The organism is Citrobacter sp. RHBSTW-01013 (assembly GCF_013781985.1).
Classification (GTDB): Bacteria; Pseudomonadota; Gammaproteobacteria; order Enterobacterales; family Enterobacteriaceae; genus Citrobacter; species Citrobacter braakii.
Map to the genome: position 1 here is coordinate 3775879 of NZ_CP056185.1, position 23649 is coordinate 3799527.

Sequence of the window (23649 nt, forward strand, 5' to 3'; positions counted from 1 at the left end):
CCAATCCGTCATCTAAATTAGCTATACAAAAAAAGGCTGGCAAGTCCGAAATGGCCTGCCAGCCCTGTTTTTATTAGTGCTCTTTGCGCGAGGTCACTATTTTGCGGTCACAACCTGCATTCCGGAGGGCTCATTTTGCAACGCGAGCGTCAGAACCTCCTCAATGCGTTTCACCGGATGGATGTCCAGATCGGCAATTACGTTGTCCGGAATCTCTTCCAGGTCGCGTTTGTTTTCGTCTGGAATTAAGACCGTTTTAATACCACCACGGTGTGCTGCCAGCAGTTTTTCTTTCAAACCACCAATAGGCAGAACCTGGCCACGCAGGGTGATCTCGCCGGTCATCGCCACGTCGGCACGTACCGGGTTACCGGTCAGACAAGAAACCAGCGCGGTACACATGGCAATACCCGCACTTGGACCGTCTTTCGGCGTCGCCCCTTCAGGTACGTGAACGTGGATGTCGCGTTTTTCGTAAAAGTCCGGATTAATGCCCAGTTTTTCCGCGCGCGCGCGCACCACGGTCAGCGCAGCCTGAATGGATTCCTGCATGACTTCACCCAGAGAACCGGTGTAGGTCAGCTTACCTTTACCCGGTACGCAAGCGGTTTCGATGGTCAGCAGATCGCCGCCCACTTCCGTCCATGCCAGACCGGTTACCTGACCAACGCGGTTTTCGTTGTCCGCGCGGCCATAGTCAAAGCGCTGTACGCCCAGGTAGTCGTGCAGATTGTCACCATTGATCTCAATATGTTTCAGCGACTTGTCGAGCAGCAGCTGTTTCACCGCTTTACGGCACAGTTTGGAAATTTCACGCTCCAGACTACGCACGCCAGCTTCACGGGTGTAATAACGAATAATGCCCACAATGGCGCTATCGTCGACCGTCAGCTCGCCTTTTTTCAGCGCGTTACGCTCAATCTGTTTCGGCAACAGGTGACGTTTAGCAATGTTCAGCTTCTCGTCTTCGGTATACCCGGACAGACGGATCACTTCCATACGATCCAGCAACGGTGCGGGAATATTCATGGAGTTAGAGGTCGCAACGAACATCACGTCGCTGAGATCGTAGTCCACTTCCAGGTAGTGATCGCTGAACGCCACGTTCTGCTCTGGATCCAGCACCTCAAGCAGTGCGGAAGCCGGATCGCCACGCATGTCGGAAGACATTTTGTCGATCTCATCAAGCAGGAACAGCGGGTTTTTAACACCCACTTTAGCCATTTTCTGGATCAGTTTACCCGGCATCGAACCAATATAGGTCCGGCGGTGACCGCGAATTTCAGCTTCATCACGCACGCCGCCCAGCGCCATACGGATGTATTTACGTCCGGTTGCTTTAGCGATGGACTGTCCCAGAGAAGTTTTACCTACCCCCGGCGGCCCAACCAGGCACAGGATCGGCCCCTTGATTTTATTCACACGGCTTTGAACCGCGAGATACTCAAGAATACGGTCTTTGACGCGTTCCAGACCGTAATGGTCAGTATCGAGGATTTCCTGAGCCTGACGCAGATCTTTTTTGACCTTGCTACGCGCATTCCACGGCACCTGAACCATCCAGTCGATGTAGCCACGGACTACGGTCGCTTCCGCTGACATCGGAGACATCATTTTCAGCTTCTGCAGTTCTGCTTCCGCTTTCTCTTTTGCCTCTTTCGGCATTTTCGCCGCGTCGATTTTACGCTTCAACGCTTCGTTTTCGTCCGGCGCATCGTCCATCTCGCCGAGCTCTTTCTGAATGGCTTTCATCTGCTCGTTCAGATAGTACTCACGCTGGGATTTTTCCATCTGCTTTTTCACGCGGTTGCGAATGCGTTTCTCAACCTGCAGCAGATCGATTTCAGATTCCATCATCGCCATCAGATATTCCAGACGTTCGTTAACGTCGGACATCTCCAGTACGGACTGCTTGTCAGCAAGCTTCAGCGGCATGTGCGCAGCGATGGTGTCCGCCAGACGTGCAGGATCGTCAATGCTGTTCAGCGACGTCAGCACTTCGGGCGGGATTTTCTTGTTCAGCTTGATATAGCCTTCGAACTGGCTGATAGCGGTACGCACCAGCACTTCCTGTTCGCGCTCATCAATAGCAGGCGAGTCAAGGTACTCCGCTTTCGCAGAGAAGTGCTCACCGTTGTCAGACAGCGCTGAAATACGCGCGCGCTGTAACCCCTCGACCAGCACTTTTACGGTGCCGTCAGGCAGTTTCAGCATCTGCAAAATAGAGGCCACGGTCCCGACGGTGAAAAGATCGTTTACACCCGGCTCATCCGTTGACGCTTCTTTCTGGGCAACCAGCATGATTTTTTTATCATGGTCCATAGCCGCTTCCAGACAACGGATAGATTTTTCCCGCCCTACAAATAAGGGTATGACCATGTGCGGATAAACCACCACATCGCGCAACGGCAATACGGGGATTTCAATGCGTTCAGAACGCTCAGGATTCATAGAGCTCTCTCTTAGTTTAGTTTCCGCCAGGTAATCAGGTGGTACGACTGTGCTCCACACCACCTTTAACATGTATGTCAGTATATGGGGATGTTTCCCACACATTCAACGCCATGTTTACGGAAAAATAAAAGGGGAGATAAAATCCCCCCTTATTAATTAAATGTCTGTATGAATTGATGAATTATTCGCCAGATGCCTGCTGCGCTTCCGGCTTACCGTAAATCAGCAATGGCTTGCTCTGGCCGCCAATCACCGACTCATCGATCACCACTTTTTCGACGTCTTCCATAGAAGGCAGATCGTACATGGTGTCAAGCAGTGCGGCTTCGACGATAGAACGCAGACCACGAGCACCGGTTTTACGTGCCATCGCTTTCTTGGCGATCGCATCCAGCGCTTCCTCACGGAATTCCAGATCAACACCTTCAAGATTGAACAGCGCCTGGTACTGCTTGGTCAGGGCGTTTTTCGGCTCTTTCAGGATCTGGATCAGCGCTTCTTCACTCAGTTCGCTCAGCGTCGCTACAACCGGCAGACGCCCGATGAACTCAGGGATCAGACCAAATTTGATCAGATCTTCCGGCTCCACCTGCGACAGCAGTTCACCTTCACTGGCTTTATCAGACTGCGCTTTTACCGTTGCGCCAAAACCAATGCCGGAGCCCGTTTCAACACGGTTAGCAATGACTTTATCCAGACCGGCAAAGGCACCGCCACAGATAAACAGGATCTTGGAGGTATCAACCTGCAGGAATTCCTGCTGAGGATGTTTACGCCCCCCCTGCGGTGGAACGGCAGCAACCGTACCTTCGATCAGTTTCAACAGCGCCTGCTGTACGCCTTCGCCGGAAACGTCACGGGTAATGGACGGGTTGTCAGACTTACGAGAAATCTTGTCGATTTCATCGATATAGACGATCCCGCGCTGTGCTTTCTGCACGTCGTAATCGCACTTCTGCAGCAGTTTCTGAATAATATTTTCAACATCTTCACCCACATAACCAGCTTCGGTCAGCGTGGTGGCATCGGCCATAGTGAACGGAACGTCCAGCAGGCGTGCCAGCGTTTCAGCCAGCAGCGTTTTACCGGAACCCGTCGGGCCAATCAGCAGGATGTTACTTTTGCCCAACTCGACGCCATTGCTGGTGTCGCCGTTGCGCAGACGTTTGTAATGGTTGTATACCGCGACCGCCAGCACTTTCTTCGCCTGCTCCTGACCGATAACGTAATCGTCCAGGTGGTTGCGAATTTCATGCGGCGTCGGCAGCGCACTGCGTTCACGGTGCGGTGCTACTTCCTTAATCTCTTCGCGAATGATGTCGTTACATAAATCAACACATTCGTCGCAGATATACACGGATGGTCCGGCAATCAGCTTACGCACTTCATGCTGGCTTTTGCCGCAAAAAGAGCAGTACAACAATTTGCCCGAGCCATCTTTGCGTTTATCTGTCATGGGTCAAAACCTCTTCTTTGTTCTTTGTGCCGCACACGACGACGCAAATGCCATTCTCAGGCGCAAGACGCTAGTCAGCGTTGTGCCGCTCCAGGTAATTATAGCGGTACACCTGCGCGCTGGGCATTAATTACGATGGGTCAAAATCGAGTCGACCAGACCGTACTCTACCGCTTCAGAAGCGGAGAGGAAGCGATCGCGCTCGGTATCACGTTCAATCTGCTCAAGAGATTGACCCGTATGATGCGCCATAAGTTCGTTCATGCGCCCTTTTACCTTCAGGATTTCACGGGCATGAATTTCAATATCCGTTGCCTGGCCCTGGTAACCGCCCAGAGGCTGGTGGATCATGACGCGAGAGTTAGGCAGGCAAAAACGTTTACCTTTCGCCCCGGCAGTCAGCAGGAACGCGCCCATTGAGGCCGCCTGGCCCATACAAATGGTGCTGACGTCCGGCTTAATAAACTGCATGGTGTCATAGATAGACATCCCGGCAGTGATCACTCCACCAGGGGAGTTGATATACAGATAGATATCTTTTTCTGGGTTTTCTGCTTCCAGGAACAGCATCTGCGCCACGATCAGGTTAGCCATATGGTCTTCGACCTGGCCGGTCAGAAAAATGACGCGTTCCTTAAGTAGACGAGAATAGATATCAAAAGAGCGCTCACCACGTGAGGTCTGTTCAATGACCATCGGCACCAGCGCCATATGGGGTGCAAAGTTATCTCGTTCGCCGCTGTATGACATTTCCGTCTCCTGGATAAAATTTGAAAAAACCTGCTGTGCTGATTGTAACCTTATGGACGGATTATCAGCTAGTCCCTCTGTAATGGGTACGACATCGCCATAATTCAAGCATAACAATCTTTTGTTGTAACGCTAACACTGAAACGCTGTTTTCGCACTCTTCCCATGCAAAATCCGTGACAAAAAAAAACCCGCCACCAAAAGGTGACGGGCTTGTGTACGAAATTCGTGCTAAATAAGCGACGAATTACGCCTGCTGGTTCATCAGCTCGTTGAAGGAAGTGGCTTTTTCAGTCACTTTCGCTTTCGCCAGAACGGCTTCAACAGCCTGCTCTTCCAGAGCGACGTTACGCATGTTGTCCATCAGCTCTTTATTTTTGCTGTAGAACTCAACAACTTCTTTCGGATCTTCGTAAGCAGAAGCCATCTCTTCGATCAGGCCTTTAACGCGATCTTCGTCAGCTTTCAGCTCGTTGGTACGAATCACTTCGCCCAGCAGCAGACCTACAACTACGCGACGCTTAGCCTGTTCTTCGAACAGTTCACGCGGCAGTTCCAGAGCTTGTTTTTCGTTGCCGCCAAAACGCTGTGCAGCCTGACGACGCAGAACGTCGATTTCGCTGTCGATCAGAGCAGCCGGAACGTCGATGTCGTTAGCTTTTACCAGACCTTCGATCGCCTGAGATTTAACGCGGTTACGCACAGCGCCTTTCAGCTCGCGTTCCATGTTTTTACGTACTTCAGCGCGCAGACCCGCTACGGAACCATCTTCAACGCCGAAACGTTTGATGAATTCTTCAGTCAGTTCCGGCAGTTCGCGCTCTTCAACTTTCTTCAGGTTGATAACGAACTTAGCGGCTTTACCTTTCAGGTTTTCAGCGTGGTACTCTTCCGGGAAGGTCACATCGATAGTGAACTCTTCGCCAGCTTTGTGGCCTTTAACGCCTTCTTCAAAGCCTGGGATCATACGACCCTGGCCCATCGCCAGTACGAAGTCAGACGCTTTGCCGCCTTCGAACTCTTCGCCGTCTACAGAGCCGGTGAAGTCGATGGTTACACGATCTTCTGCATCAGCAGCGCCGTCTTTGTCTTTCCAGGTAGCCTGCTGCTTACGCAGGGTGTCCAGCATCACGTCAACGTCAGCGTCGGTGACTTCAACAACCGGTTTTTCAACTTCGATTGCTTCCAGGCCAGTCAGCTCAACTTCCGGGTAAACTTCGAACTCTACCGCGTAAGTAAAATCTTCACCCAGTTTGTATTCGCCCGGAACGTAGTTCGGTGCGCCAGCCGGATTGATTTTTTCTTTGATGATCGCGTCAACGAAGTTGCGGCTCATCAGGTCGCCCAGAACGTCCTGGCGAACAGACGCGCCATAACGCTGAGCAACAACATTCATCGGTACTTTTCCTTTGCGGAAACCGTCAATACGCACTTTCTTCGCTACGTTGACCAGCTCGCTTTTCACAGCGGTCTCGATGCTGTCAGCAGCGATAGTAATCGTTACACGGCGGCCAAGGCCTTGAGTGGTTTCAACTGAAACTTGCATCTTGTTACCTCAAAAAATCACAGTGCTCGGTCAACTCTTCTCCGCAAGCACAGGTTGTTGGCTTCGCGGAACTGGGATGTTCTCATAAGCAATCACATTCCCTGTCGTCAGAATCATCCCGAAGACATTCCGAAAAATAAGACGCGCATTATAGCGGCATCACTTTTATGAGTCGAGAACGGTTATCGCGCGTTGCTGCGGCTTTTTTCACAATTCCCGGCTAATTTTTGTCTGAATACTGTACGACTGCACCAGAATTCAGACAAAACAAAACGGCCCGCAGGCCGTTTTCACATAATCTATAGCAACATACTGGAAAAGCGTCGGTTGTTGCAAATCCGTTTTTACGCGATGCTTCCCGCCCCACGACACGGAGGCGATGCAAAAATCGTATCCTGCAACGCTTCCCACTCCTTAATGGTGTAGGTATGCAGGGCAAGTGCATGAACGGTTGTGGAAAGCTCCACCGTTAAGGTGCTGTAAATCATCCGATGACGATTCAGAAAACGCTCACCTGTAAAGCGATCGCTAACCAGCACAACCTTAAAGTGGCTTTCAGAACCTGCCGGGACATTGTGACGATAGCTTTCATCCACAACTTCGAGGAACACGGGTTGGAACGCTGCCCTTAATTTTTCTTCTATTTGCTCACGAATCATCATGAAGTTTTCCTCCGACAACGCTGAGATGTCACCCATCCCTTTAAATACTAGCCGCTTTTACCGCTTTCATTACACCTTAGCAACAAAAAATTAGCGTTTGTCTGATTTTCTCAGCCAAATGGATGAAGTTCACTAAATCCTCACTTCGATTTATTGCAAAAAGTCCGTTTATGGTCTCCACAAAGACATAAAACTGACAACACAATGAATTTACATGCGTTACCCACTTCCCCTCATCGTTGGCGATGTTATGATGGCGGGAATTTTCTCCAACCATACAATTTAGATTCGCTGAGAGCCCTGGCATGTTTAAAAAAATCCTCGTCCCGTTTGTCGCGCTGTTTATGTTAGCTGGATGCGCAACGCCGCCGACCACTATTGAAGTTTCCCCGAAAATTACCCTGCCACAGCAGGACCCGAGCCTGATGGGTGTGACCGTTAGCATCAACGGTGCCGACCAGCGTCAGGATCAGGCGCTGGCAAAAGTTACCCGTGACAACCAGCTTGTTACCCTGACCGCGTCCCGCGATCTGCGCTTCCTGCTGCAAGAAGTACTGGAAAAACAGATGACCGCACGCGGTTATATGATTGGGCCAAACGGTGCTGTTAACCTGCAAATCATTGTTAGCCAGCTGTATGCAGACGTGTCCCAGGGTAGCGTGCGCTATAACATCGCCACCAAGGCAGACATCGCCATCATTGCGACTGCTGCTAACGGCAACAAGATGACCAAAAACTACCGCGCAAGCTATTCTGTTGAAGGCGCACTGCAGGCCTCTAACAAAAATATCGCTGACGCCGTTAACAGCGTGCTGACCGATACCATCGCTGATATGTCTCAGGACACCAGCGTTCACGATTTCATCAAGCAGAACGCTCGTTAATTTCTGCCCATATGGCCCGGCGTTCGTCGGGCCTATAGAAGCCCATGTCCAGTCATTACTTACGTATTTTTCAGCAACCACGTTCAGCTATCCTGCTCATACTGGGATTCGCCTCCGGTTTACCACTCGCACTGACCTCGGGTACGCTTCAGGCATGGATGACAGTCGAGAATATCGATCTTAAAACCATCGGTTTCTTTTCTCTGGTCGGCCAGGCCTACGTGTTTAAGTTCCTCTGGTCTCCGCTAATGGACCGCTACACGCCGCCGTTTTTAGGTCGACGCCGTGGCTGGCTGTTGGCAACTCAGGTGCTGTTACTGATTTCTATCGCCGCGATGGGCTTTCTGGAGCCTGGCACGCAACTACGCTGGATGGCCGCGCTTGCGGTGGTGATCGCGTTTTGCTCGGCATCGCAGGATATCGTCTTTGACGCATGGAAAACCGACGTGCTACCCGCCGAAGAACGCGGCACTGGCGCGGCTATCAGCGTGCTGGGCTATCGTTTAGGGATGCTGGTTTCCGGTGGGCTGGCTCTGTGGATGGCCGACCGCTGGCTGGGCTGGCAAGGAATGTACTGGCTGATGGCGGCGCTGCTGATACCTTGCATCATCGCTACCCTGCTAGCGCCCGAACCGACTGATGCCATTCCGGTGCCCAAAACGCTGGAGCAAGCGGTTGTGGCCCCGCTGCGCGACTTCTTTGGTCGTAACAACGCCTGGCTAATTCTGCTGCTTATCGTTCTGTATAAGCTCGGGGATGCCTTTGCCATGAGCCTGACTACAACCTTTTTAATCCGCGGCGTCGGATTTGATGCGGGTGAAGTTGGCGTGGTGAATAAAACGCTCGGACTGCTGGCAACCATCGTTGGCGCGCTGTACGGCGGGATCCTGATGCAACGCCTTTCGCTGTTTCGCGCATTGCTGATTTTCGGCATCCTGCAGGGGGCGTCGAATGCGGGCTACTGGTTATTGTCCATCACTGACAAACACATGTTCAGTATGGCCGCCGCCGTCTTCTTTGAAAACCTGTGTGGTGGCATGGGTACGGCAGCGTTTGTCGCCTTATTAATGACTCTGTGCAATAAGTCCTTCTCAGCGACCCAGTTCGCTCTGCTCTCCGCGCTTTCAGCCGTTGGTCGCGTTTACGTTGGCCCGGTAGCAGGTTGGTTTGTCGAAGCGCATGGGTGGCCAACGTTTTATTTGTTCTCTGTGTTTGCCGCTATCCCCGGCCTCATACTGCTGCTGGTTTGTCGTCAGACTCTGGAACATAGCTGGCAAAATGAGAGCTTCATTCCGCGCACGGAATTTCGTAGCGCGTACAGCCTGGCATTAATGACGTTGGTTGCGGGCTGCTGTCTGCTGGTGGTTTGGCTGCTGCTATTAACCATGAACGCGCTGGATTACACCCACTTCTCCTTCCTGCCGGAACTGCTGGAAATCTCGGTGGTGGTCGCGGTCTGCGGGGTCGTTTTTGGTGGATTGCTGGATTATCTGGCACTGCGCAAAACCCGCCTGGCGTAAAAATCCACATTAATATCGCCGTTGTAATCACCCTGCGTAATTATAACGGCTAAATAAACAACAATTACTAAAAATATTATTTGTTATTTTGTGCGCCAAAGAATTTGGAAATTATTGACGCCTTTTATATATACTATTTCCCTTACTCGATTCAGCCACTACAGATTTATTTTTTGTTCTTCAATTGTCTTTTTATTGATAATCAATTGTTAAGCAATTGTTTTATTTTCGTATTGGTTATACCAATTGCCCTCAGCACGTCTCCCGCTTGCCCGCTTTCGTTATAACGTGATGTTGCAACAGGTTCTTAAAGTCAAAACGACATATATTGCAACATATGTGACATGCCCGGCAGAACCCAGTAACACAGATCCAAGGATGTTTACAGTAATGTAACCTTCCCGTAAAATGCCCTCACACTTTAAACGCCACCCGGTCCCGTGGAATTGAGGTCGTTAAATGAGACTCAGGAAATACAATAAAAGTTTGGGATGGTTGTCATTAATTGCAGGCACTGCATTACTCAGTGGCTGTAATTCTGCGCTGCTTGACCCTAAAGGACAGATTGGACTGGAACAACGTTCTCTGATACTGACGGCATTTGGCCTGATGTTGATTGTCGTTATTCCTGCCATCTTGATGGCTGTTGGTTTCGCCTGGAAGTATCGTGCAAGCAATAAAGATGCGAAGTACAGCCCGAACTGGTCACACTCCAATAAAGTGGAAGCTGTGGTCTGGACGGTGCCGATCTTAATCATCATTTTCCTTGCCGTACTGACCTGGAAAACCACTCACGCTCTTGAGCCAAGCAAACCGCTGGCGCATGACGAGAAGCCCATTACCATTGAAGTGGTTTCCATGGACTGGAAATGGTTCTTCATCTATCCGGAACAAGGTATCGCTACCGTGAATGAAATCGCCTTCCCGGCGAATACTCCGGTTGAGTTCAAAGTGACGTCCAACTCCGTGATGAACTCCTTCTTTATCCCGCGTCTGGGTAGCCAGATTTATGCCATGGCCGGTATGCAGACTCGACTGCATCTGATCGCCAACGAAGTCGGTACTTATGATGGTATCTCCGCAAGCTATAGCGGACCAGGCTTCTCCGGTATGAAGTTCAAGGCTATCGCAACAAAGGACCGCGCCGAATTCGACCAATGGGTTGCTAAAGCTAAACAGTCCACGAACACCATGAGCGACATGGCTGCGTTCGAAAAAGTGGCTGTGCCAAGCGAATACAACCAGGTGGAATACTTCTCCAACGTGAAACCAGATTTGTTTAAAGACGTTATTAACAAATTTATGGCTCACGGTAAGAGCATGGACATGACCCAACCCGAAGGTGAGCACAGCGCACACGAAGGAATGGAAGGCATGGACATGAGCCACGCGGAATCCGCTCACTAAGGGGCCGAGGAAGAATACGATGTTCGGAAAATTGACGCTGGATGCAGTGCCGTTCCATGAACCAATTGTCATGGTTACGATCGCTGCCATTATCATCGGTGGTGCGGCCTTACTGGGCCTAATCACTTACTTCGGTAAGTGGACCTACCTGTGGAAAGAGTGGCTAACTTCGGTTGACCACAAACGCCTTGGCATCATGTATGTCATTGTCGCAATCGTCATGTTGATTCGTGGCTTTGCCGACGCCATCATGATGCGTAGTCAGCAAGCGCTGGCTTCTGCAGGTGAAGCGGGCTTCCTGCCACCTCACCACTACGACCAGATCTTCACGGCTCACGGCGTGATTATGATCTTCTTCGTGGCAATGCCATTTGTTATCGGTCTGATGAACCTGGTGGTTCCGCTGCAGATCGGCGCACGTGACGTTGCATTCCCGTTCCTGAACAACCTGAGCTTCTGGTTCACCGTTGTCGGCGTAATCCTGGTTAACCTGTCTCTGGGCGTGGGTGAATTCGCACAGACCGGTTGGCTGGCGTACCCGCCACTCTCGGGAATAGAGTACAGTCCAAGCGTCGGGGTCGATTATTGGATATGGGCAGTCCAGTTGTCCGGTATTGGTACAACCCTAACCGGGATCAACTTCTTTGTGACCATCATTAAGATGCGTGCGCCAGGAATGACCATGTTCAAGATGCCGGTATTTAGCTGGGCATCGCTGTGTGCGAACATCCTGATTATCGCGTCTTTCCCAATCCTGACGGTTACCGTCGCGTTGCTGACCCTGGATCGCTATCTGGGCACCCATTTCTTTACCAACGATATGGGCGGCAACATGATGATGTACATCAACCTGATTTGGGCCTGGGGCCATCCGGAAGTGTACATTCTGGTTCTGCCGGTCTTCGGTGTGTTCTCCGAAATCGCTGCAACCTTCTCACGTAAACGTCTGTTTGGTTACACCTCACTGGTGTGGGCAACAGTGTGTATCACCGTTCTGTCGTTCGTTGTTTGGCTGCACCACTTCTTCACCATGGGTGCAGGCGCTAACGTAAACGCCTTCTTCGGTATTACCACCATGATTATCGCCATCCCGACCGGGGTGAAGATCTTCAACTGGCTGTTCACCATGTACCAGGGTCGTATCGTATTCCACTCAGCGATGCTGTGGACGATTGGCTTTATCGTTACCTTCTCAGTCGGCGGCATGACCGGCGTACTGCTGGCGGTTCCGGGTGCGGACTTCGTGCTGCACAACAGTCTGTTCCTGATTGCGCACTTCCATAACGTTATCATCGGCGGCGTCGTATTTGGATGCTTCGCAGGTATGACCTACTGGTGGCCAAAAGCGTTTGGCTTCACGCTGAACGAAACCTGGGGTAAACGCGCATTCTGGTTCTGGATCATCGGCTTCTTCGTGGCGTTTATGCCGCTGTATGTGCTGGGCTTTATGGGGATGACCCGTCGCCTCAGCCAGCAGATTGACCCGCAGTTCCATCCGATGCTGGTCGTTGCCGCCTGCGGTGCCGCGCTGATTGCATTGGGTATCCTGTGCCAGCTGATTCAGATTTTCGTTTCTATTCGCGACCGCGAGCAGAACCGCGACCTGACCGGTGACCCATGGGGTGGTCGTACGCTGGAGTGGGCAACCTCTTCCCCGCCTCCGTTCTACAACTTTGCCGTTGTGCCGCACGTTCATGAGCGTGATGCCTTCTGGGAAATGAAAGAAAAAGGTGAAGCGTACAAGCAGCCTGCGCACTATGAAGAAATTCATATGCCGAAAAACAGCGGTGCCGGTATCGTCATTACCGCCTTCGCAACACTGTTTGGTTTCGCCATGATCTGGCATATCTGGTGGCTGGCGATTGCAAGCTTCGCAGGCATGATCATCAGCTGGATTGTGAAAAGCTTTGATGAAGACGTGGATTACTACGTGCCGGTCCCGGAAGTCGAAAAACTGGAAAACCAGCATTTCGATGAGATTACTAAGGCAGGGCTGAAAAATGGCAACTGATACTTTAACGCACGCGACTGCCCACGCGCACGAACACGGGCACCACGATGCAGGCCAGACCAAGATCTTCGGATTCTGGGTCTACCTGATGAGCGACTGCATTCTGTTCTCTATTCTGTTTGCAACCTATGCCGTTCTGGTGAACGGCACCGCTGGTGGCCCAACAGGTAAGGACATTTTTGAACTGCCGTTCGTTCTGGTTGAAACATTCCTGCTGTTATTCAGCTCTATTACTTACGGCATGGCGGCGATCGCCATGTACAAGAACAACAAGAGCCAGGTTATCTCCTGGCTGGCGTTGACCTTCTTGTTCGGTGCCGGATTCATCGGGATGGAACTCTATGAATTCCATCACCTGATTGTTAACGGTATGGGCCCGGATCGCAGCGGCTTCCTGTCTGCGTTCTTCGCGCTGGTCGGCACGCACGGTCTGCACGTCACCTCCGGTCTTATCTGGATGGCAGTGCTGATGGTGCAAGTTGCTCGTCGCGGCCTGACCAGTACTAACCGTACCCGCATCATGTGCCTGAGCCTGTTCTGGCACTTCCTGGATGTGGTGTGGATCTGTGTGTTCACTGTTGTTTATCTGATGGGGGCGATGTAATGAGTCATTCTAACGAGAGCGGCGGCGCATCCCATGGCAGCGTAAAAACCTACATGACAGGTTTTATCCTGTCGATAATCCTGACGGTTATTCCGTTCTGGATGGTCATGACAGGTTCTGCCTCTCCAGCCGTCATTCTGGGAACTATTCTGGCAATGGCAGTGGTACAGATTCTGGTGCACCTGGTGTGCTTCCTGCACATGAATAGCAAATCTGATGAAGGTTGGAACATGACAGCCTTTGTCTTTACTGTGCTAATCATCGCCATCCTGGTTGTGGGCTCCATCTGGATTATGTGGAACCTTAACTACAACATGATGATGCACTAAGAGCGGCGATTATGATGTTTAAGCAATACCTGCAAGTAACAAAACCAGGCATCATCTTTGGCAACCTGATCTCGGTGATTGGGGGATTCCTGCTGGCCTCGAAAGGCAGCATTGATTATCCCCTGTTTATCTACACGTTGGTTGGGGTGTCACTGGTTGTGGCGTCGGGTTGTGTATTTAACAACTACATCGACAGGGATATCGACAGGAAGATGGAGAGGACCAAAAACCGCGTGCTGGTTAAAGGTCTGATTTCCCCTGCGGTCTCGCTGGTATACGCCACCCTGCTGGGTATTGCTGGCTTTATGCTGCTGTGGTTTGGCGCGAACCCTCTGGCCTGCTGGCTGGGGGTAATGGGCTTCGTGGTCTATGTGGGCGTCTATAGCCTGTACATGAAGCGCCATTCCGTTTATGGCACGCTGATTGGCTCACTCTCCGGCGCTGCGCCGCCGGTGATTGGCTACTGCGCCGTAACCGGTGAGTTCGATAGTGGTGCGCTGATTCTGCTGGCTATTTTCAGCCTGTGGCAGATGCCGCACTCTTACGCGATTGCGATTTTCCGCTTTAAGGATTATCAGGCAGCCAACATCCCGGTACTGCCGGTGGTGAAAGGTATTTCGGTCGCGAAGAACCATATCACGCTGTACATCGTGGCGTTTGCTATCGCCACGCTGATGCTCACCCTGGGCGGCTATGCTGGTTATAAATACCTGATTGTTGCTGCGGCGGTGAGTGTCTGGTGGTTGGGCATGGCGCTGCGCGGTTATAAAGTGGAAGATGACAGGGTCTGGGCGCGCAAGCTGTTCGGTTTCTCCATCATCGCCATTACCGCGCTTTCCGTAATGATGTCCGTTGACTTTATGGTGCCAAACTCGCAGAACCTGCTGACTTACGTCTGGTAACGATCTGCTGATACGAAAAGGGTGCCTCCGGCACCCTTTTTTATTGGCAGGGATGTTATTCAGTCATAAAGCCATTTCCCCGCTTCAGCCGACTCAGCAAACATCCTTACGGTTAGCGGTATGCGTGTTGCTTCCACTTCTTCCCGGTTAGCTTTGAACCATCTAGTGAATAGTGGCAGATTGTGCCATGGATAATAAGGTTTCCAGTTCACACATGATAAATCGACTTTGAACTCTTTCTCATATCGATCCAGAGCACTGTGAAGATCATCACCGGGGGCATCAAACAAATCTGAGTCGAGTTCTAAAGGAACCTCTTTCCAGTTTTCATCCAAATACCCAGGTATTTCTTCCCTGAAAAGCTTTAACACATCGTCTTGAATACTCATTAGAATGATGTCCACTGAATGCGATCTTTAGAGCGAGCAATTAAGTTGTATTTTATCTGAGTCTTTCTGGATACTTGCACAAGTGCATTTACAAGACCAATCCACCCAAGCCAGGGTACATAACGAGCAATCACAGCAGCGAGTTTGTTAGTGCTTTGTATCCTTAACCCCACCGGAGTGGGGACTTTAATACCAAATGGTACCCGCGCATCTTTCAGAAGCATTCTCCCGTATTTGGAAACAACACTTGTTCCTTCAATAGCCCCGGAAGGTTTTTGTCTCGTCTTCAACCAGGGTTGACCAGCCAGAATAGCGGCTCCCGATTCAATACCAATACCTAACTCATCACAAAACTGTTCCAGAAAGATGAGATCGAACAATTCGCCAGCGGACAGATTGCTGTGACCATGATACCAATAGGTTCCATTCGCCTCTTCAGTTGTGTCCATTCAATCCCCCATTATGCCGTCTGCCGGTCATTCCATGCGTCGGTATAGATAATGTTCCCGTCGCAATGCTTCCAGGTGATTTTTTCGTAGCGTAATTCTATGGTTTCAAGATGGTTATTATTCATGTCCTCTGGACCAGCCATCGAGGGAGAAACGGAGACAATCCGCACCCCTTCCAGAAACATATTGAAGTATTCAACTTCCTGACCGGCATCATTGATTTTGTACCAACGAATCTCTGCAGACTTAAGATTCTGACCAGAAGCGACAGCTTTGTATAAATACGGGCTGGAGTAGTCAAACTCTTTGACGATCATCATCGGTGAATGTTGGCGTGTGCCTGTTGGCTTGCCTGTACCGTTATCAGTGGGAATAGACAAATTGTGATGAAAGCCTTTAAATTCAATACTGTATTCTCTTCCCTTTACATCACACCCGCCCTTAATCAGCGCACCACCATCGTCATAAATCCACATATTGCCCGGAATCGCCATTTTCCTTTTCCCTCTTTCCATTAGAAATAACCACCAAAAGACTACACCTGTAATTATCGCAAGTAAATTAGTTGCAGTTGTAATTATTTCAATTTTCCCACTACACAATTCCACATATCGTAGAGGTTTACCGCACTCCTTCCCCGCTTTACACTAGGCGCGAAATTAATACAGAGGTGGGAATGAACGATTACAAAATGACGCCCGGTGAGTTGCGCGCCACCTGGGGTTTAGGGACCGTATTCTCGTTGCGCATGCTTGGCATGTTTATGGTTCTGCCGGTTCTGACCACGTACGGTATGGCGCTACAGGGTGCCAGCGAAGCGCTGATTGGCCTTGCCATTGGCATTTATGGTCTGGCGCAAGCCGTTTTCCAGATCCCCTTTGGTCTGCTTTCTGACCGCATCGGTCGTAAGCCGCTTATCGTCGGCGGGCTGGCGGTGTTCGTTCTCGGCAGCGTGATTGCCGCCCTCTCCGATTCAATCTGGGGCATTATTCTCGGTCGCGCTTTGCAAGGCTCTGGCGCGATTGCCGCCGCCGTGATGGCGCTGCTTTCCGACTTAACCCGTGAGCAAAACCGTACCAAAGCGATGGCGTTTATCGGCGTCAGCTTTGGTATCACCTTCGCCATTGCGATGGTGCTAGGACCGATCGTTACCCATGCGCTGGGGCTACACGCGCTGTTCTGGATGATTGCAGCTCTTGCAACCACCGGCATCGTGCTAACCATTTGGGTCGTTCCCAATAGCACCAGCCACGTGCTGAACCGCGAATCTGGCATGGTAAAAGGCAGCTTCAGCAAAGTGCTGGCGGAGCCCAAACTGCTCAAGCTCAACTTTGGCATCATGTGTCTGCACATTTTGTTGATGTCCACTTTCGTCGCCTTACCGGGCCAACTGGCGAAAGCCGGTTTCCCCGCCGCAGAACACTGGAAAATTTATCTGGTGACGATGCTGCTGTCCTTTGTTTCCGTGGTGCCGTTCATCATCTACGCAGAAGTGAAGCGGCGGATGAAGCGCGTATTCCTCGCCTGCGTGTTACTGATCCTTATCGCAGAGATTGTATTGTGGAGCGCTAACGTGCGTTTTTGGGGGCTGATTGCAGGCGTTCAGATATTCTTCCTCGCCTTCAACCTGATGGAGGCCCTCCTCCCCTCGCTTATCAGCAAAGAGTCTCCGGCTGGCTATAAAGGCACGGCGATGGGCGTTTACTCCACCAGCCAGTTTCTTGGCGTGGCGATTGGCGGTTCGCTCGGCGGTTGGGTGGTCGAAATGTTTGATGGTCAGGCAGTATTCCTGGCCGGCGCGCTTCTGGCGGCAGTTTGGTTGTTGGTGGCAAGCACAATGAAAGAGCCGCCGTATGTCAGTAGCCTGCGAGTGGAAATCCCGCCTGAGATTGCCGCAGATGACACCCTTAAGCAGCGTCTGCTGGCTAAAGAAGGGATAAGCGAAGTGTTAATTGTTGCGAAAGAGCATTCGGCTTACGTGAAAATCGACAGCAAAGTGACGAATCGATTTGAGGTTGAACAGGCCATCAGCCAGGCGTGAAGAGTGCCAGATGGCGACTATCGTTTGATCCAGCCTACAAATAGCGTGTGCAACCTGTAGGCCGGATAAGCGTAGCGCCATCAGGCATTACGACTTAATCGCGGAAGTTCTTAAACTGGAACGGCTGGCCGAGATCGCCGCCGCGAACCAGCGCCATAACGGATTGCAGATCGTCACGCGCCTTGCCGGTCACGCGGATTTCTTCGCCCTGAATCTGCGCCTGCACCTTCAGTTTGCTGTCTTTGATCAGCTTAACGATTTTCTTTTGCACCGCGCTTTCAATGCCCTGTTTCAGCTTAGCTTCAACAAACCAGGTTTTACCGCTGTGCACGAAGGTTTCTGGTACGTCCAACGAAGTGCCTTCAATACCACGTTTCAGCAGCTTGGCACGTAAAATATCCAGTAACTGATTGACCTGGAAATCAGACTCGCTTAGCACCTTAATCGTCTTATTCGACTCGTTCAGCTCAAAAGTCGCTTCAACGCCACGAAAATCAAAGCGTGACTCCACTTCGCGGCTGGCGTTATCTACCGCGTTACGGGCTTCCTGAAGATCAACTTCAGAAACAATATCGAAAGATGGCATCTTTTCCTCTCCCTTCATTTTTGATGCGAAGCATAATACCTGCAAAGTTACACAACAGACAGCGCTATACTAGGCTGTATCCTTTAATTGTACGTGGTACTGATACCTGCGAACAATAATGGGGTACGGCCGATATGGATTAACACCTGGTGATGTTGCAGGTGAGGAGGAAGAATGAAAATTACCGTACTGGGATGTGGAGCGTTAGGACAGCTTTGGCTAACCACGCTGTGCAAACATGGACATGAGGTTCAGGGGTGGCTACGCGTACCGCAACCCTATTGCAGCGTTAACCTGATCGACACGGATGGGTCAGTATTCAATGAATCCCTGACGGCAAACGACCCCGATTTTTTGGCGAAAAGCGACCTGCTGCTTGTCACTCTGAAAGCCTGGCAGGTTTCTGATGCGGTCAAAGGCCTGGCCGCCATTCTGCCTGACACCACTCCCATTCTGCTGATTCACAACGGTATGGGGACGATTGAAGAGTTGCATAACATTAAGCAACCTCTATTGATGGGCACCACAACCCACGCGGCACGCCGTGACGGCAACGTGATCATTCATGTCGCTCAGGGAACAACAAGGATTGGTCCGGCGCGTGAACAAGACGGTGATTTCAGTTATCTGGCTGAAGTCCTGCAAGAGGTGCTACCGGACGTCGCCTGGCACAACAATATTCGCGCTGAGTTGTGGCGCAAGCTGGCCGTCAACTGCGTCATTAACCCGCTGACCGCATTATGGGATTGCTCAAATGGAGAGTTACGCCATCATCCTGAAAAAATAGCGCTCATCTGCGAGGAGGTGGCGGCGGTCATTGAACGCGAAGGCCACCACACATCAGCAGATGATTTACGCTATTATGTTGAGCAAGTGATTGACAGTACGGCGGAAAATATCTCATCAATGCTGCAAGACATACATGCCCTGCGCCATACTGAGATCGACTACATTACTGGTTATTTGTTAAAACGCGCCCGCGCGCACGGCATCGCCGTCCCGGAAAATGCCCGCCTGTTTGAAATGGTTAAGAGAAAGGAAAGTGAGTATGAGCGCTCAAGCACTGGTATGTCTCGCCCCTGGTAGTGAAGAGACCGAAGCGGTCACCACTATCGATCTGCTGGTTCGCGGCGGAATTAAGGTCACGACCGCAAGCGTTGCCAGCGATGGCGGCCTGACGATCGTGTGCTCACGCGGCGTAAAACTACTGGCGGATGCGCCATTAGTGGAAGTTGCTGACGGGGATTTCGACATTATCGTGCTGCCCGGCGGTATTAAAGGCGCCGAGTGTTTTCGCGACAGCCCTCTGCTTGTCGAAACCGTGAAACAGTTTCATCGCTCCGGGCGCATTGTCGCGGCAATTTGCGCCGCTGCCTCCACAGTCCTCGTCCCACACGATATTTTCCCCATCGGTAACATGACCGGTTTTCCGGCGCTGAAAGACAATATTCCCACTGACCAGTGGCAGGATAAGCGCGTCGTATGGGATCCGCGCGTCAATCTGTTAACCAGCCAGGGACCGGGAACCTCAATCGATTTCGGTTTAAAAATCATTGATCTCCTGGTGAGTCGCGAAAAAGCTTACGAAGTGGCATCACAACTGGTGATGGCTGCAGGAATTTATAACTACTACGAGTAATCTTCAGGCCACTCGCATTCAAGGAATTATGATGAAAGGATATCTGAGCGGAGTGGCTTTACTGCTCCTTTCCGGCTACGCCAGTGCGACTCAACTTGAAATTGAGAGCCTTGAGTATCGCTATCCCGCAAGCACTGAGATGCAATATCGCGTGCCGTGGTTTACCTCAACGGATAACCCACAGGTTGCAAAACGCATTAACGATTATATTTTCACAAGCTTTATCAATCAGCTACCGGGAAATAATCCACGAGCGACCGTGAATCAGTTTGCGAAATCAGAGATGAATCCCACCGCAAACCTTGACTACACGGTAGAGTATCGCGACGCCAAAGTGTTGACCCTCAACATGTTTGTCGAAGGCTGCGGGGCGTATTGCGAGTCGTACAATGTACCGATCAGCTTCGATTTAGCCAACGGCGCGACAATTACCCTTAACGACCTCTTTTCCCGCTCCACGATGAACGAGTTGAACACCCGCATCAGAAAAGATATCCGCAGCCAAATTGATGCCTTTGTTGTCGCACAGAAATCACAAAAGCCAGAGCAAATAAAAGAAGACGGTGGAGATTCTGGCTTTGCCGAATTCTACGCATCGTGTGCAACCTACACCGACGGTCTGTACTACATCGACAAATTCTCCCTGCAAAAAGACCATCTGGCTTTCCTGAATGGACGTTGTAGCAACCACGCCAATCGCGCGGGTGACGAACTGGGCGATTTCACCACGAAAATCCCGACCGTTGAACTGCATAATCAGCTCACGCCTTACGGACAGTATCTGACTACCGCAAAGAGAACAACACCGGTTTCGCCAGCGCCCGGCATTGACGGCAAGGTCATGTACGGCACGTTGGGAAAAAGCATGCGTATTGTGTTGAAGGTGGACTGCAAATACGGTGATTTTTTTGAAGGGGCTTACTTTTACCAGAAATTTGGCGCACCGATTGAATTAAACGGTAAATGCGACACAGCCGACAATCAACATTATGTACTGAAGACCTCTGCCGCTGAACAATCGGAAGAGAAGATAACGCTGGAGTTAAAAGACGGCGTCTATCAGGGTGTCTGGGAGTCGAACGGGAAAAAGCTCCCCGTCCGTTTTGAATAATATTGTTATATTACCGGATGGCAGCGTAAACAATTTATCAGGCCTACAAAACATACCGCTTGCAGGCCTGATAAGCGCAGCACCCTCAGGCAAAAGTCACTACGGGCGATATACCTTCACGTTTTCAAAGCCCTGCTCGCGCAGATACAGCGCCTGCAGACGGCTCATCACCCCGCGTTCACACCACAGCAGCCAGGTTTTACTCTGGTCCAGATCGCCGAATTTGGTGCTCAGTTTGTAGAACGGCAGAGAAACGACGTCCACACCGTCAACCTTCAGCGGTTTGTCATCCTGTTCATCCACAGAGCGGATATCCAGAATCACATCGTTCGGGCCGAAGCCGCTCACGGTTTCCACTTCCACCACGGTCTGCTGCGTCTGCTGGGCGATATCACGAATATCGATATTGTTCGCTTCTTCAACCACTTTATCGAGGATAGAGAAATCGAAGTTTTCTTCTTCGGCCTCAATCTTCGCTTTAATCGCTTTCACCGTCGGGCTTTTTGAAATCACACCGCAGTATTCCGGCATGGTACGGGCAAAGTCCTCAGTACCAATTTCACGCGCCAGATTAATGATGTGCTCCTTATCATGGGAGATAAGCGGGCGCAGGATCAGGGTGTCAGAAACGTTATCGATCAGGCGCAGGTTGGTCAGCGTCTGGCTGGACACCTGGCCCAGCGCTTCACCGGTTACCAGCGCCTGTACGCCGTAGCGCTCAGCGACTTTCGACGCTGCACGAACCATCATACGTTTAAGGACCACGCCCATCTGACCGTCGTCGACTTTCTCCAGGATCTCGCCAACCACCGGCTCAAAGTTGATCGCGACAAAACGCACGCGATGCGAGCTACCAAAGCGGTTCCACAGATAATGCGCCACCTGGCGAACGCCGATTTCATGCGCTGCGCCGCCGAGATTAAAGAAGCAGTAGTGCACGCGGCAGCCGCGACGCATCAGCATATAGCTGGACACGCCGGAGTCGAAACCACCGGAAATCAGCGACAGTACATCTTCCTGCGTCCCGATCGGGAAACCGCCAATACCTTCATAGCGGCCTTTAACCAGCAGCAGACGGTCGTTTTCGATTTCAAGATTAACCGTCACGTCCGGCTTCGTCAGCTTCACGCGCGCGGATTCAATATGCTGGTTCAGTCCACCGCCAACATAGCGTTCCACCTCAATAGAGCTAAACTCATGCTTACCGCGACGCTTAACGCGTACGCAGAAGGTTTTGCCTTCCAGTTGATCGCGATACTGCACCAGCGCTTTCTCGAAAATATCGTGCATATCGGTAAACGGCACGTCTTCAACTTCGAGAATATGGTGGATCCCCGGAATACGGGTCAGCGCGTCGCGAATATCCAGGCGCTGGCTTTCATCTTTAGCGCGAACCTCAACGTGATCCCAGTGGCGGACAACGGCAAGGTCTTCATCATAGTGCTTTAAAACGTTACGAATGTTCCCTGTCAGAATTTTTATAAAGCGCAAACGCACAGATTGGCTTTTGATGGTGATTTCTGGGAACAATTTAATGATAAACTTCATGGCGGCAATGGTTCTTTGGCAAGTCTGAATGACTTGTAATGGAAAAAAATACAGCAGCCCATACCCTGCGGCTGCATCCAGGCGCGCAAGTATACCACCATCATGGTCATCCTGTGCACATCGCCTTACCATTGTGCGTTATTTGCTTATCAGTGCGAGTCCGTTACCATAGCCTTGTGCTGCCAATACAGAGAGTCAGACATTCATTATGCCGAAGAAAAATGAAGCGCCAGCCAGTTTTGAAACAGCGCTGAGCGACCTGGAACAGATTGTTACCCGTCTGGAAAGCGGCGACCTGCCGCTGGAAGAAGCGCTGAACGAATTTGAACGTGGCGTACAGTTAGCACGTCAGGGACAGGTCAAGTTGCAGCAGGCTGAACAGCGCGTCCAAATCCTGCTGTCAGATACTGAAGACGCCGCCCTTACGCCTTTCACACCGGATAATGAGTAAATGGATTTTACGCAGCAGCTACAGGCTTGCGTTGAGCAGGCCAACCAGGCACTGAGCCGTTTTATCGCGCCATTGCCCTTTCAGAACACTCCCGTGGTCGAAACCATGCAATATGGCGCATTATTAGGCGGTAAACGTCTGCGCCCGTTTCTGGTGTATGCGACCGGTCAGATGTTTGGCGTCAGCCTGAGTACGCTTGATGCTCCCGCTGCCGCCGTCGAGTGTATCCATGCCTATTCGCTGATGCACGATGACTTACCCGCGATGGACGACGATGACCTGCGCCGCGGTCTGCCGACCTGCCACGTAAAATTTGGCGAGGCTAATGCGATCCTGGCTGGAGATGCGCTACAGACGCTGGCGTTCTCCATTATCAGCGACGCCCCGATGCCGGAAGTTTCTGACCGTGACCGCATCGCGATGATCTCTGAACTGGCCCAGGCCAGCGGTATCGCCGGTATGTGCGGCGGTCAGGCGTTGGATCTGGACGCTGAAGGCCATCAGGTAGAATTGGATGCGCTGGAGCGTATTCACCGCCATAAAACCGGGGCATTGATTCGCGCCGCCGTGCGTCTGGGTGCGTTAAGCGCTGGCGATAAAGGGCGAGAATGCCTGGCAATACTCGACAAGTACGCAGAAAGCATCGGTCTGGCCTTCCAGGTTCAGGATGACATCCTGGATGTGGTAGGCGATACTGCAACATTGGGTAAACGTCAGGGTGCTGACCAGCAGCTTGGCAAAAGTACCTATCCTGCACTTCTGGGTCTTGAGCAAGCCCAGAATAAAGCCCGGGATTTAATTGAGGATGCCCGCCAGTCGCTAAGTTTGCTGGCCGCACAGTCACTCGATACCTCGGCACTGGAAGCGCTAGCGGACTACATAATCCAGCGTGATAAATAAACCAACATAT

Annotated in this window: 23 protein-coding genes; 13 read left to right on the top strand and 10 right to left on the bottom strand. The window is 51.3% G+C overall.

Annotation, left to right across the window (positions count from 1 at the left end; all coding sequences use genetic code 11):
* Nucleotides 1-96: 96 nt before the first annotated feature.
* The 5 genes from lon to bolA form a co-directional block, all read right to left on the bottom strand.
* On the bottom strand, nucleotides 97-2451 hold the full coding sequence (lon, locus tag HV350_RS18235; protein WP_016152052.1) for an endopeptidase La: 2355 nt from the start codon (nucleotides 2449-2451) through the stop codon (nucleotides 97-99).
* 184 nt (nucleotides 2452-2635) lie between these two features.
* Entirely contained in the window at nucleotides 2636-3910 is a 1275-nt protein-coding gene (gene clpX / locus HV350_RS18240) for an ATP-dependent protease ATP-binding subunit ClpX (protein WP_003831013.1), read from the bottom strand.
* Nucleotides 3911-4036: 126 nt separating this feature from the next.
* Nucleotides 4037-4660 (bottom strand): ATP-dependent Clp endopeptidase proteolytic subunit ClpP, encoded by a 624-nt coding sequence (gene clpP / locus HV350_RS18245; RefSeq protein ID WP_003021624.1) that lies wholly within the window; start codon nucleotides 4658-4660, stop codon nucleotides 4037-4039.
* 247 nt (nucleotides 4661-4907) lie between these two features.
* Nucleotides 4908-6206, bottom strand: coding sequence for a trigger factor (gene tig / locus HV350_RS18250; RefSeq protein WP_003021622.1), 1299 nt, complete (start codon nucleotides 6204-6206; stop codon nucleotides 4908-4910).
* A gap of 344 nt (nucleotides 6207-6550) precedes the next feature.
* Nucleotides 6551-6868 (bottom strand): transcriptional regulator BolA, encoded by a 318-nt coding sequence (gene bolA / locus HV350_RS18255; RefSeq protein ID WP_016152051.1) that lies wholly within the window; start codon nucleotides 6866-6868, stop codon nucleotides 6551-6553.
* Nucleotides 6869-7173: 305 nt separating this feature from the next.
* Between bolA and HV350_RS18260 the strand changes: the two genes are divergently transcribed.
* The 7 genes from HV350_RS18260 to cyoE all read left to right on the top strand — a co-directional run bounded on the left by HV350_RS18260 (nucleotide 7174) and on the right by cyoE (nucleotide 14525).
* A complete protein-coding gene (locus HV350_RS18260) occupies nucleotides 7174-7752 on the top strand; it encodes a lipoprotein (protein WP_016152050.1) in 579 nt (192 codons plus the stop codon).
* A gap of 44 nt (nucleotides 7753-7796) precedes the next feature.
* Entirely contained in the window at nucleotides 7797-9272 is a 1476-nt protein-coding gene (gene ampG / locus HV350_RS18265) for a muropeptide MFS transporter AmpG (RefSeq protein WP_047501919.1), read from the top strand.
* A gap of 459 nt (nucleotides 9273-9731) precedes the next feature.
* Nucleotides 9732-10679, top strand: a complete 948-nt coding sequence (cyoA, locus tag HV350_RS18270; protein ID WP_003847580.1) for a cytochrome o ubiquinol oxidase subunit II — start codon at nucleotides 9732-9734, stop codon at nucleotides 10677-10679.
* A 19-nt stretch (nucleotides 10680-10698) separates the two neighbouring features.
* Nucleotides 10699-12690 (top strand): cytochrome o ubiquinol oxidase subunit I, encoded by a 1992-nt coding sequence (gene cyoB / locus HV350_RS18275; RefSeq protein WP_003831008.1) that lies wholly within the window; start codon nucleotides 10699-10701, stop codon nucleotides 12688-12690.
* Entirely contained in the window at nucleotides 12680-13294 is a 615-nt protein-coding gene (locus HV350_RS18280; protein ID WP_003831007.1) for a cytochrome o ubiquinol oxidase subunit III, read from the top strand. The genes cyoB and HV350_RS18280 overlap by 11 nt, the downstream gene beginning before the upstream one ends.
* On the top strand, nucleotides 13294-13623 hold the full coding sequence (locus tag HV350_RS18285; protein WP_003831006.1) for a cytochrome o ubiquinol oxidase subunit IV: 330 nt from the start codon (nucleotides 13294-13296) through the stop codon (nucleotides 13621-13623). Before HV350_RS18280 ends, HV350_RS18285 begins: the two co-directional genes overlap by 1 nt.
* 11 nt (nucleotides 13624-13634) lie before the next feature.
* Nucleotides 13635-14525 carry a heme o synthase gene (gene cyoE, locus HV350_RS18290; protein WP_003831005.1) on the top strand — a complete coding sequence of 297 codons (891 nt, stop codon included), beginning with the start codon at nucleotides 13635-13637 and terminating at the stop codon, nucleotides 14523-14525.
* Nucleotides 14526-14584: 59 nt separating this feature from the next.
* Here cyoE and HV350_RS18295 read toward each other — a convergent pair whose 3' ends face one another.
* From HV350_RS18295 to tssD, 3 genes are read right to left on the bottom strand one after another with little or no spacing between them, the layout of a single operon-like run.
* Nucleotides 14585-14914 carry a DUF1493 family protein gene (locus HV350_RS18295; protein ID WP_047357697.1) on the bottom strand — a complete coding sequence of 110 codons (330 nt, stop codon included), beginning with the start codon at nucleotides 14912-14914 and terminating at the stop codon, nucleotides 14585-14587.
* Nucleotides 14914-15363 carry an STM2901 family protein gene (locus HV350_RS18300; RefSeq protein WP_047357696.1) on the bottom strand — a complete coding sequence of 150 codons (450 nt, stop codon included), beginning with the start codon at nucleotides 15361-15363 and terminating at the stop codon, nucleotides 14914-14916. The genes HV350_RS18295 and HV350_RS18300 overlap by 1 nt, the downstream gene beginning before the upstream one ends.
* Nucleotides 15364-15374: 11 nt before the next feature.
* Nucleotides 15375-15857 (bottom strand): type VI secretion system tube protein TssD, encoded by a 483-nt coding sequence (gene tssD, locus HV350_RS18305; protein WP_016155861.1) that lies wholly within the window; start codon nucleotides 15855-15857, stop codon nucleotides 15375-15377.
* Nucleotides 15858-16039: 182 nt separating this feature from the next.
* Here tssD and HV350_RS18310 point away from each other — a divergent pair, with 182 nt between their 5' ends.
* The gene (locus HV350_RS18310; protein ID WP_016152045.1) at nucleotides 16040-17404 is read left to right on the top strand and encodes an MFS transporter; all 1365 of its coding nucleotides are present in this window, start codon (nucleotides 16040-16042) and stop codon (nucleotides 17402-17404) included.
* A gap of 94 nt (nucleotides 17405-17498) precedes the next feature.
* Here the strand turns inward: HV350_RS18310 and HV350_RS18315 are convergent, their stop codons facing one another.
* Nucleotides 17499-17990 (bottom strand): YajQ family cyclic di-GMP-binding protein, encoded by a 492-nt coding sequence (locus tag HV350_RS18315; protein WP_003831002.1) that lies wholly within the window; start codon nucleotides 17988-17990, stop codon nucleotides 17499-17501.
* 174 nt (nucleotides 17991-18164) lie between these two features.
* Between HV350_RS18315 and panE the strand changes: the two genes are divergently transcribed.
* Genes panE through HV350_RS18330 form a run of 3 tightly spaced genes read left to right on the top strand, consistent with a single transcriptional unit; the run spans nucleotide 18165 to nucleotide 20740 of the window.
* Nucleotides 18165-19076 (top strand): 2-dehydropantoate 2-reductase, encoded by a 912-nt coding sequence (gene panE / locus HV350_RS18320; RefSeq protein ID WP_016155860.1) that lies wholly within the window; start codon nucleotides 18165-18167, stop codon nucleotides 19074-19076.
* Complete coding sequence (gene yajL, locus HV350_RS18325) at nucleotides 19039-19629, top strand: protein deglycase YajL (RefSeq protein ID WP_181629077.1); 591 nt, start codon at nucleotides 19039-19041, stop codon at nucleotides 19627-19629. The genes panE and yajL overlap by 38 nt, the downstream gene beginning before the upstream one ends.
* 31 nt (nucleotides 19630-19660) lie before the next feature.
* Nucleotides 19661-20740 carry a hypothetical protein gene (locus HV350_RS18330; RefSeq protein ID WP_181630672.1) on the top strand — a complete coding sequence of 360 codons (1080 nt, stop codon included), beginning with the start codon at nucleotides 19661-19663 and terminating at the stop codon, nucleotides 20738-20740.
* Nucleotides 20741-20839: 99 nt separating this feature from the next.
* Here the strand turns inward: HV350_RS18330 and thiI are convergent, their stop codons facing one another.
* Nucleotides 20840-22288: a tRNA uracil 4-sulfurtransferase ThiI gene (gene thiI / locus HV350_RS18335; protein ID WP_005125147.1), complete on the bottom strand. Its 1449-nt coding sequence runs from the start codon at nucleotides 22286-22288 to the stop codon at nucleotides 20840-20842.
* 208 nt (nucleotides 22289-22496) lie between these two features.
* On the opposite strand from thiI, the gene xseB reads away from it, so the two are divergent.
* Nucleotides 22497-22739 carry an exodeoxyribonuclease VII small subunit gene (gene xseB / locus HV350_RS18340; RefSeq protein ID WP_016152040.1) on the top strand — a complete coding sequence of 81 codons (243 nt, stop codon included), beginning with the start codon at nucleotides 22497-22499 and terminating at the stop codon, nucleotides 22737-22739.
* Entirely contained in the window at nucleotides 22740-23639 is a 900-nt protein-coding gene (gene ispA / locus HV350_RS18345) for a (2E,6E)-farnesyl diphosphate synthase (protein WP_016152039.1), read from the top strand.
* Nucleotides 23640-23649 lie beyond the last annotated feature (10 nt).

What these genes read in the sequence shown, in the direction of transcription:
- lon (WP_016152052.1), bottom strand. Translation starts at nt 2,451, where the DNA reads ATGAATCCTGAGCGTTCTGAACGCATTGAAATCCCCGTATTGCCGTTG.
- clpX (WP_003831013.1), bottom strand. Translation starts at nt 3,910, where the DNA reads ATGACAGATAAACGCAAAGATGGCTCGGGCAAATTGTTGTACTGCTCT.
- clpP (WP_003021624.1), bottom strand. Translation starts at nt 4,660, where the DNA reads ATGTCATACAGCGGCGAACGAGATAACTTTGCACCCCATATGGCGCTG.
- tig (WP_003021622.1), bottom strand. Translation starts at nt 6,206, where the DNA reads ATGCAAGTTTCAGTTGAAACCACTCAAGGCCTTGGCCGCCGTGTAACG.
- bolA (WP_016152051.1), bottom strand. Translation starts at nt 6,868, where the DNA reads ATGATGATTCGTGAGCAAATAGAAGAAAAATTAAGGGCAGCGTTCCAA.
- HV350_RS18260 (WP_016152050.1), top strand. Translation starts at nt 7,174, where the DNA reads ATGTTTAAAAAAATCCTCGTCCCGTTTGTCGCGCTGTTTATGTTAGCT.
- ampG (WP_047501919.1), top strand. Translation starts at nt 7,797, where the DNA reads ATGTCCAGTCATTACTTACGTATTTTTCAGCAACCACGTTCAGCTATC.
- cyoA (WP_003847580.1), top strand. Translation starts at nt 9,732, where the DNA reads ATGAGACTCAGGAAATACAATAAAAGTTTGGGATGGTTGTCATTAATT.
- cyoB (WP_003831008.1), top strand. Translation starts at nt 10,699, where the DNA reads ATGTTCGGAAAATTGACGCTGGATGCAGTGCCGTTCCATGAACCAATT.
- HV350_RS18280 (WP_003831007.1), top strand. Translation starts at nt 12,680, where the DNA reads ATGGCAACTGATACTTTAACGCACGCGACTGCCCACGCGCACGAACAC.
- HV350_RS18285 (WP_003831006.1), top strand. Translation starts at nt 13,294, where the DNA reads ATGAGTCATTCTAACGAGAGCGGCGGCGCATCCCATGGCAGCGTAAAA.
- cyoE (WP_003831005.1), top strand. Translation starts at nt 13,635, where the DNA reads ATGATGTTTAAGCAATACCTGCAAGTAACAAAACCAGGCATCATCTTT.
- HV350_RS18295 (WP_047357697.1), bottom strand. Translation starts at nt 14,914, where the DNA reads ATGAGTATTCAAGACGATGTGTTAAAGCTTTTCAGGGAAGAAATACCT.
- HV350_RS18300 (WP_047357696.1), bottom strand. Translation starts at nt 15,363, where the DNA reads ATGGACACAACTGAAGAGGCGAATGGAACCTATTGGTATCATGGTCAC.
- tssD (WP_016155861.1), bottom strand. Translation starts at nt 15,857, where the DNA reads ATGGCGATTCCGGGCAATATGTGGATTTATGACGATGGTGGTGCGCTG.
- HV350_RS18310 (WP_016152045.1), top strand. Translation starts at nt 16,040, where the DNA reads ATGAACGATTACAAAATGACGCCCGGTGAGTTGCGCGCCACCTGGGGT.
- HV350_RS18315 (WP_003831002.1), bottom strand. Translation starts at nt 17,990, where the DNA reads ATGCCATCTTTCGATATTGTTTCTGAAGTTGATCTTCAGGAAGCCCGT.
- panE (WP_016155860.1), top strand. Translation starts at nt 18,165, where the DNA reads ATGAAAATTACCGTACTGGGATGTGGAGCGTTAGGACAGCTTTGGCTA.
- yajL (WP_181629077.1), top strand. Translation starts at nt 19,039, where the DNA reads ATGAGCGCTCAAGCACTGGTATGTCTCGCCCCTGGTAGTGAAGAGACC.
- HV350_RS18330 (WP_181630672.1), top strand. Translation starts at nt 19,661, where the DNA reads ATGAAAGGATATCTGAGCGGAGTGGCTTTACTGCTCCTTTCCGGCTAC.
- thiI (WP_005125147.1), bottom strand. Translation starts at nt 22,288, where the DNA reads ATGAAGTTTATCATTAAATTGTTCCCAGAAATCACCATCAAAAGCCAA.
- xseB (WP_016152040.1), top strand. Translation starts at nt 22,497, where the DNA reads ATGCCGAAGAAAAATGAAGCGCCAGCCAGTTTTGAAACAGCGCTGAGC.
- ispA (WP_016152039.1), top strand. Translation starts at nt 22,740, where the DNA reads ATGGATTTTACGCAGCAGCTACAGGCTTGCGTTGAGCAGGCCAACCAG.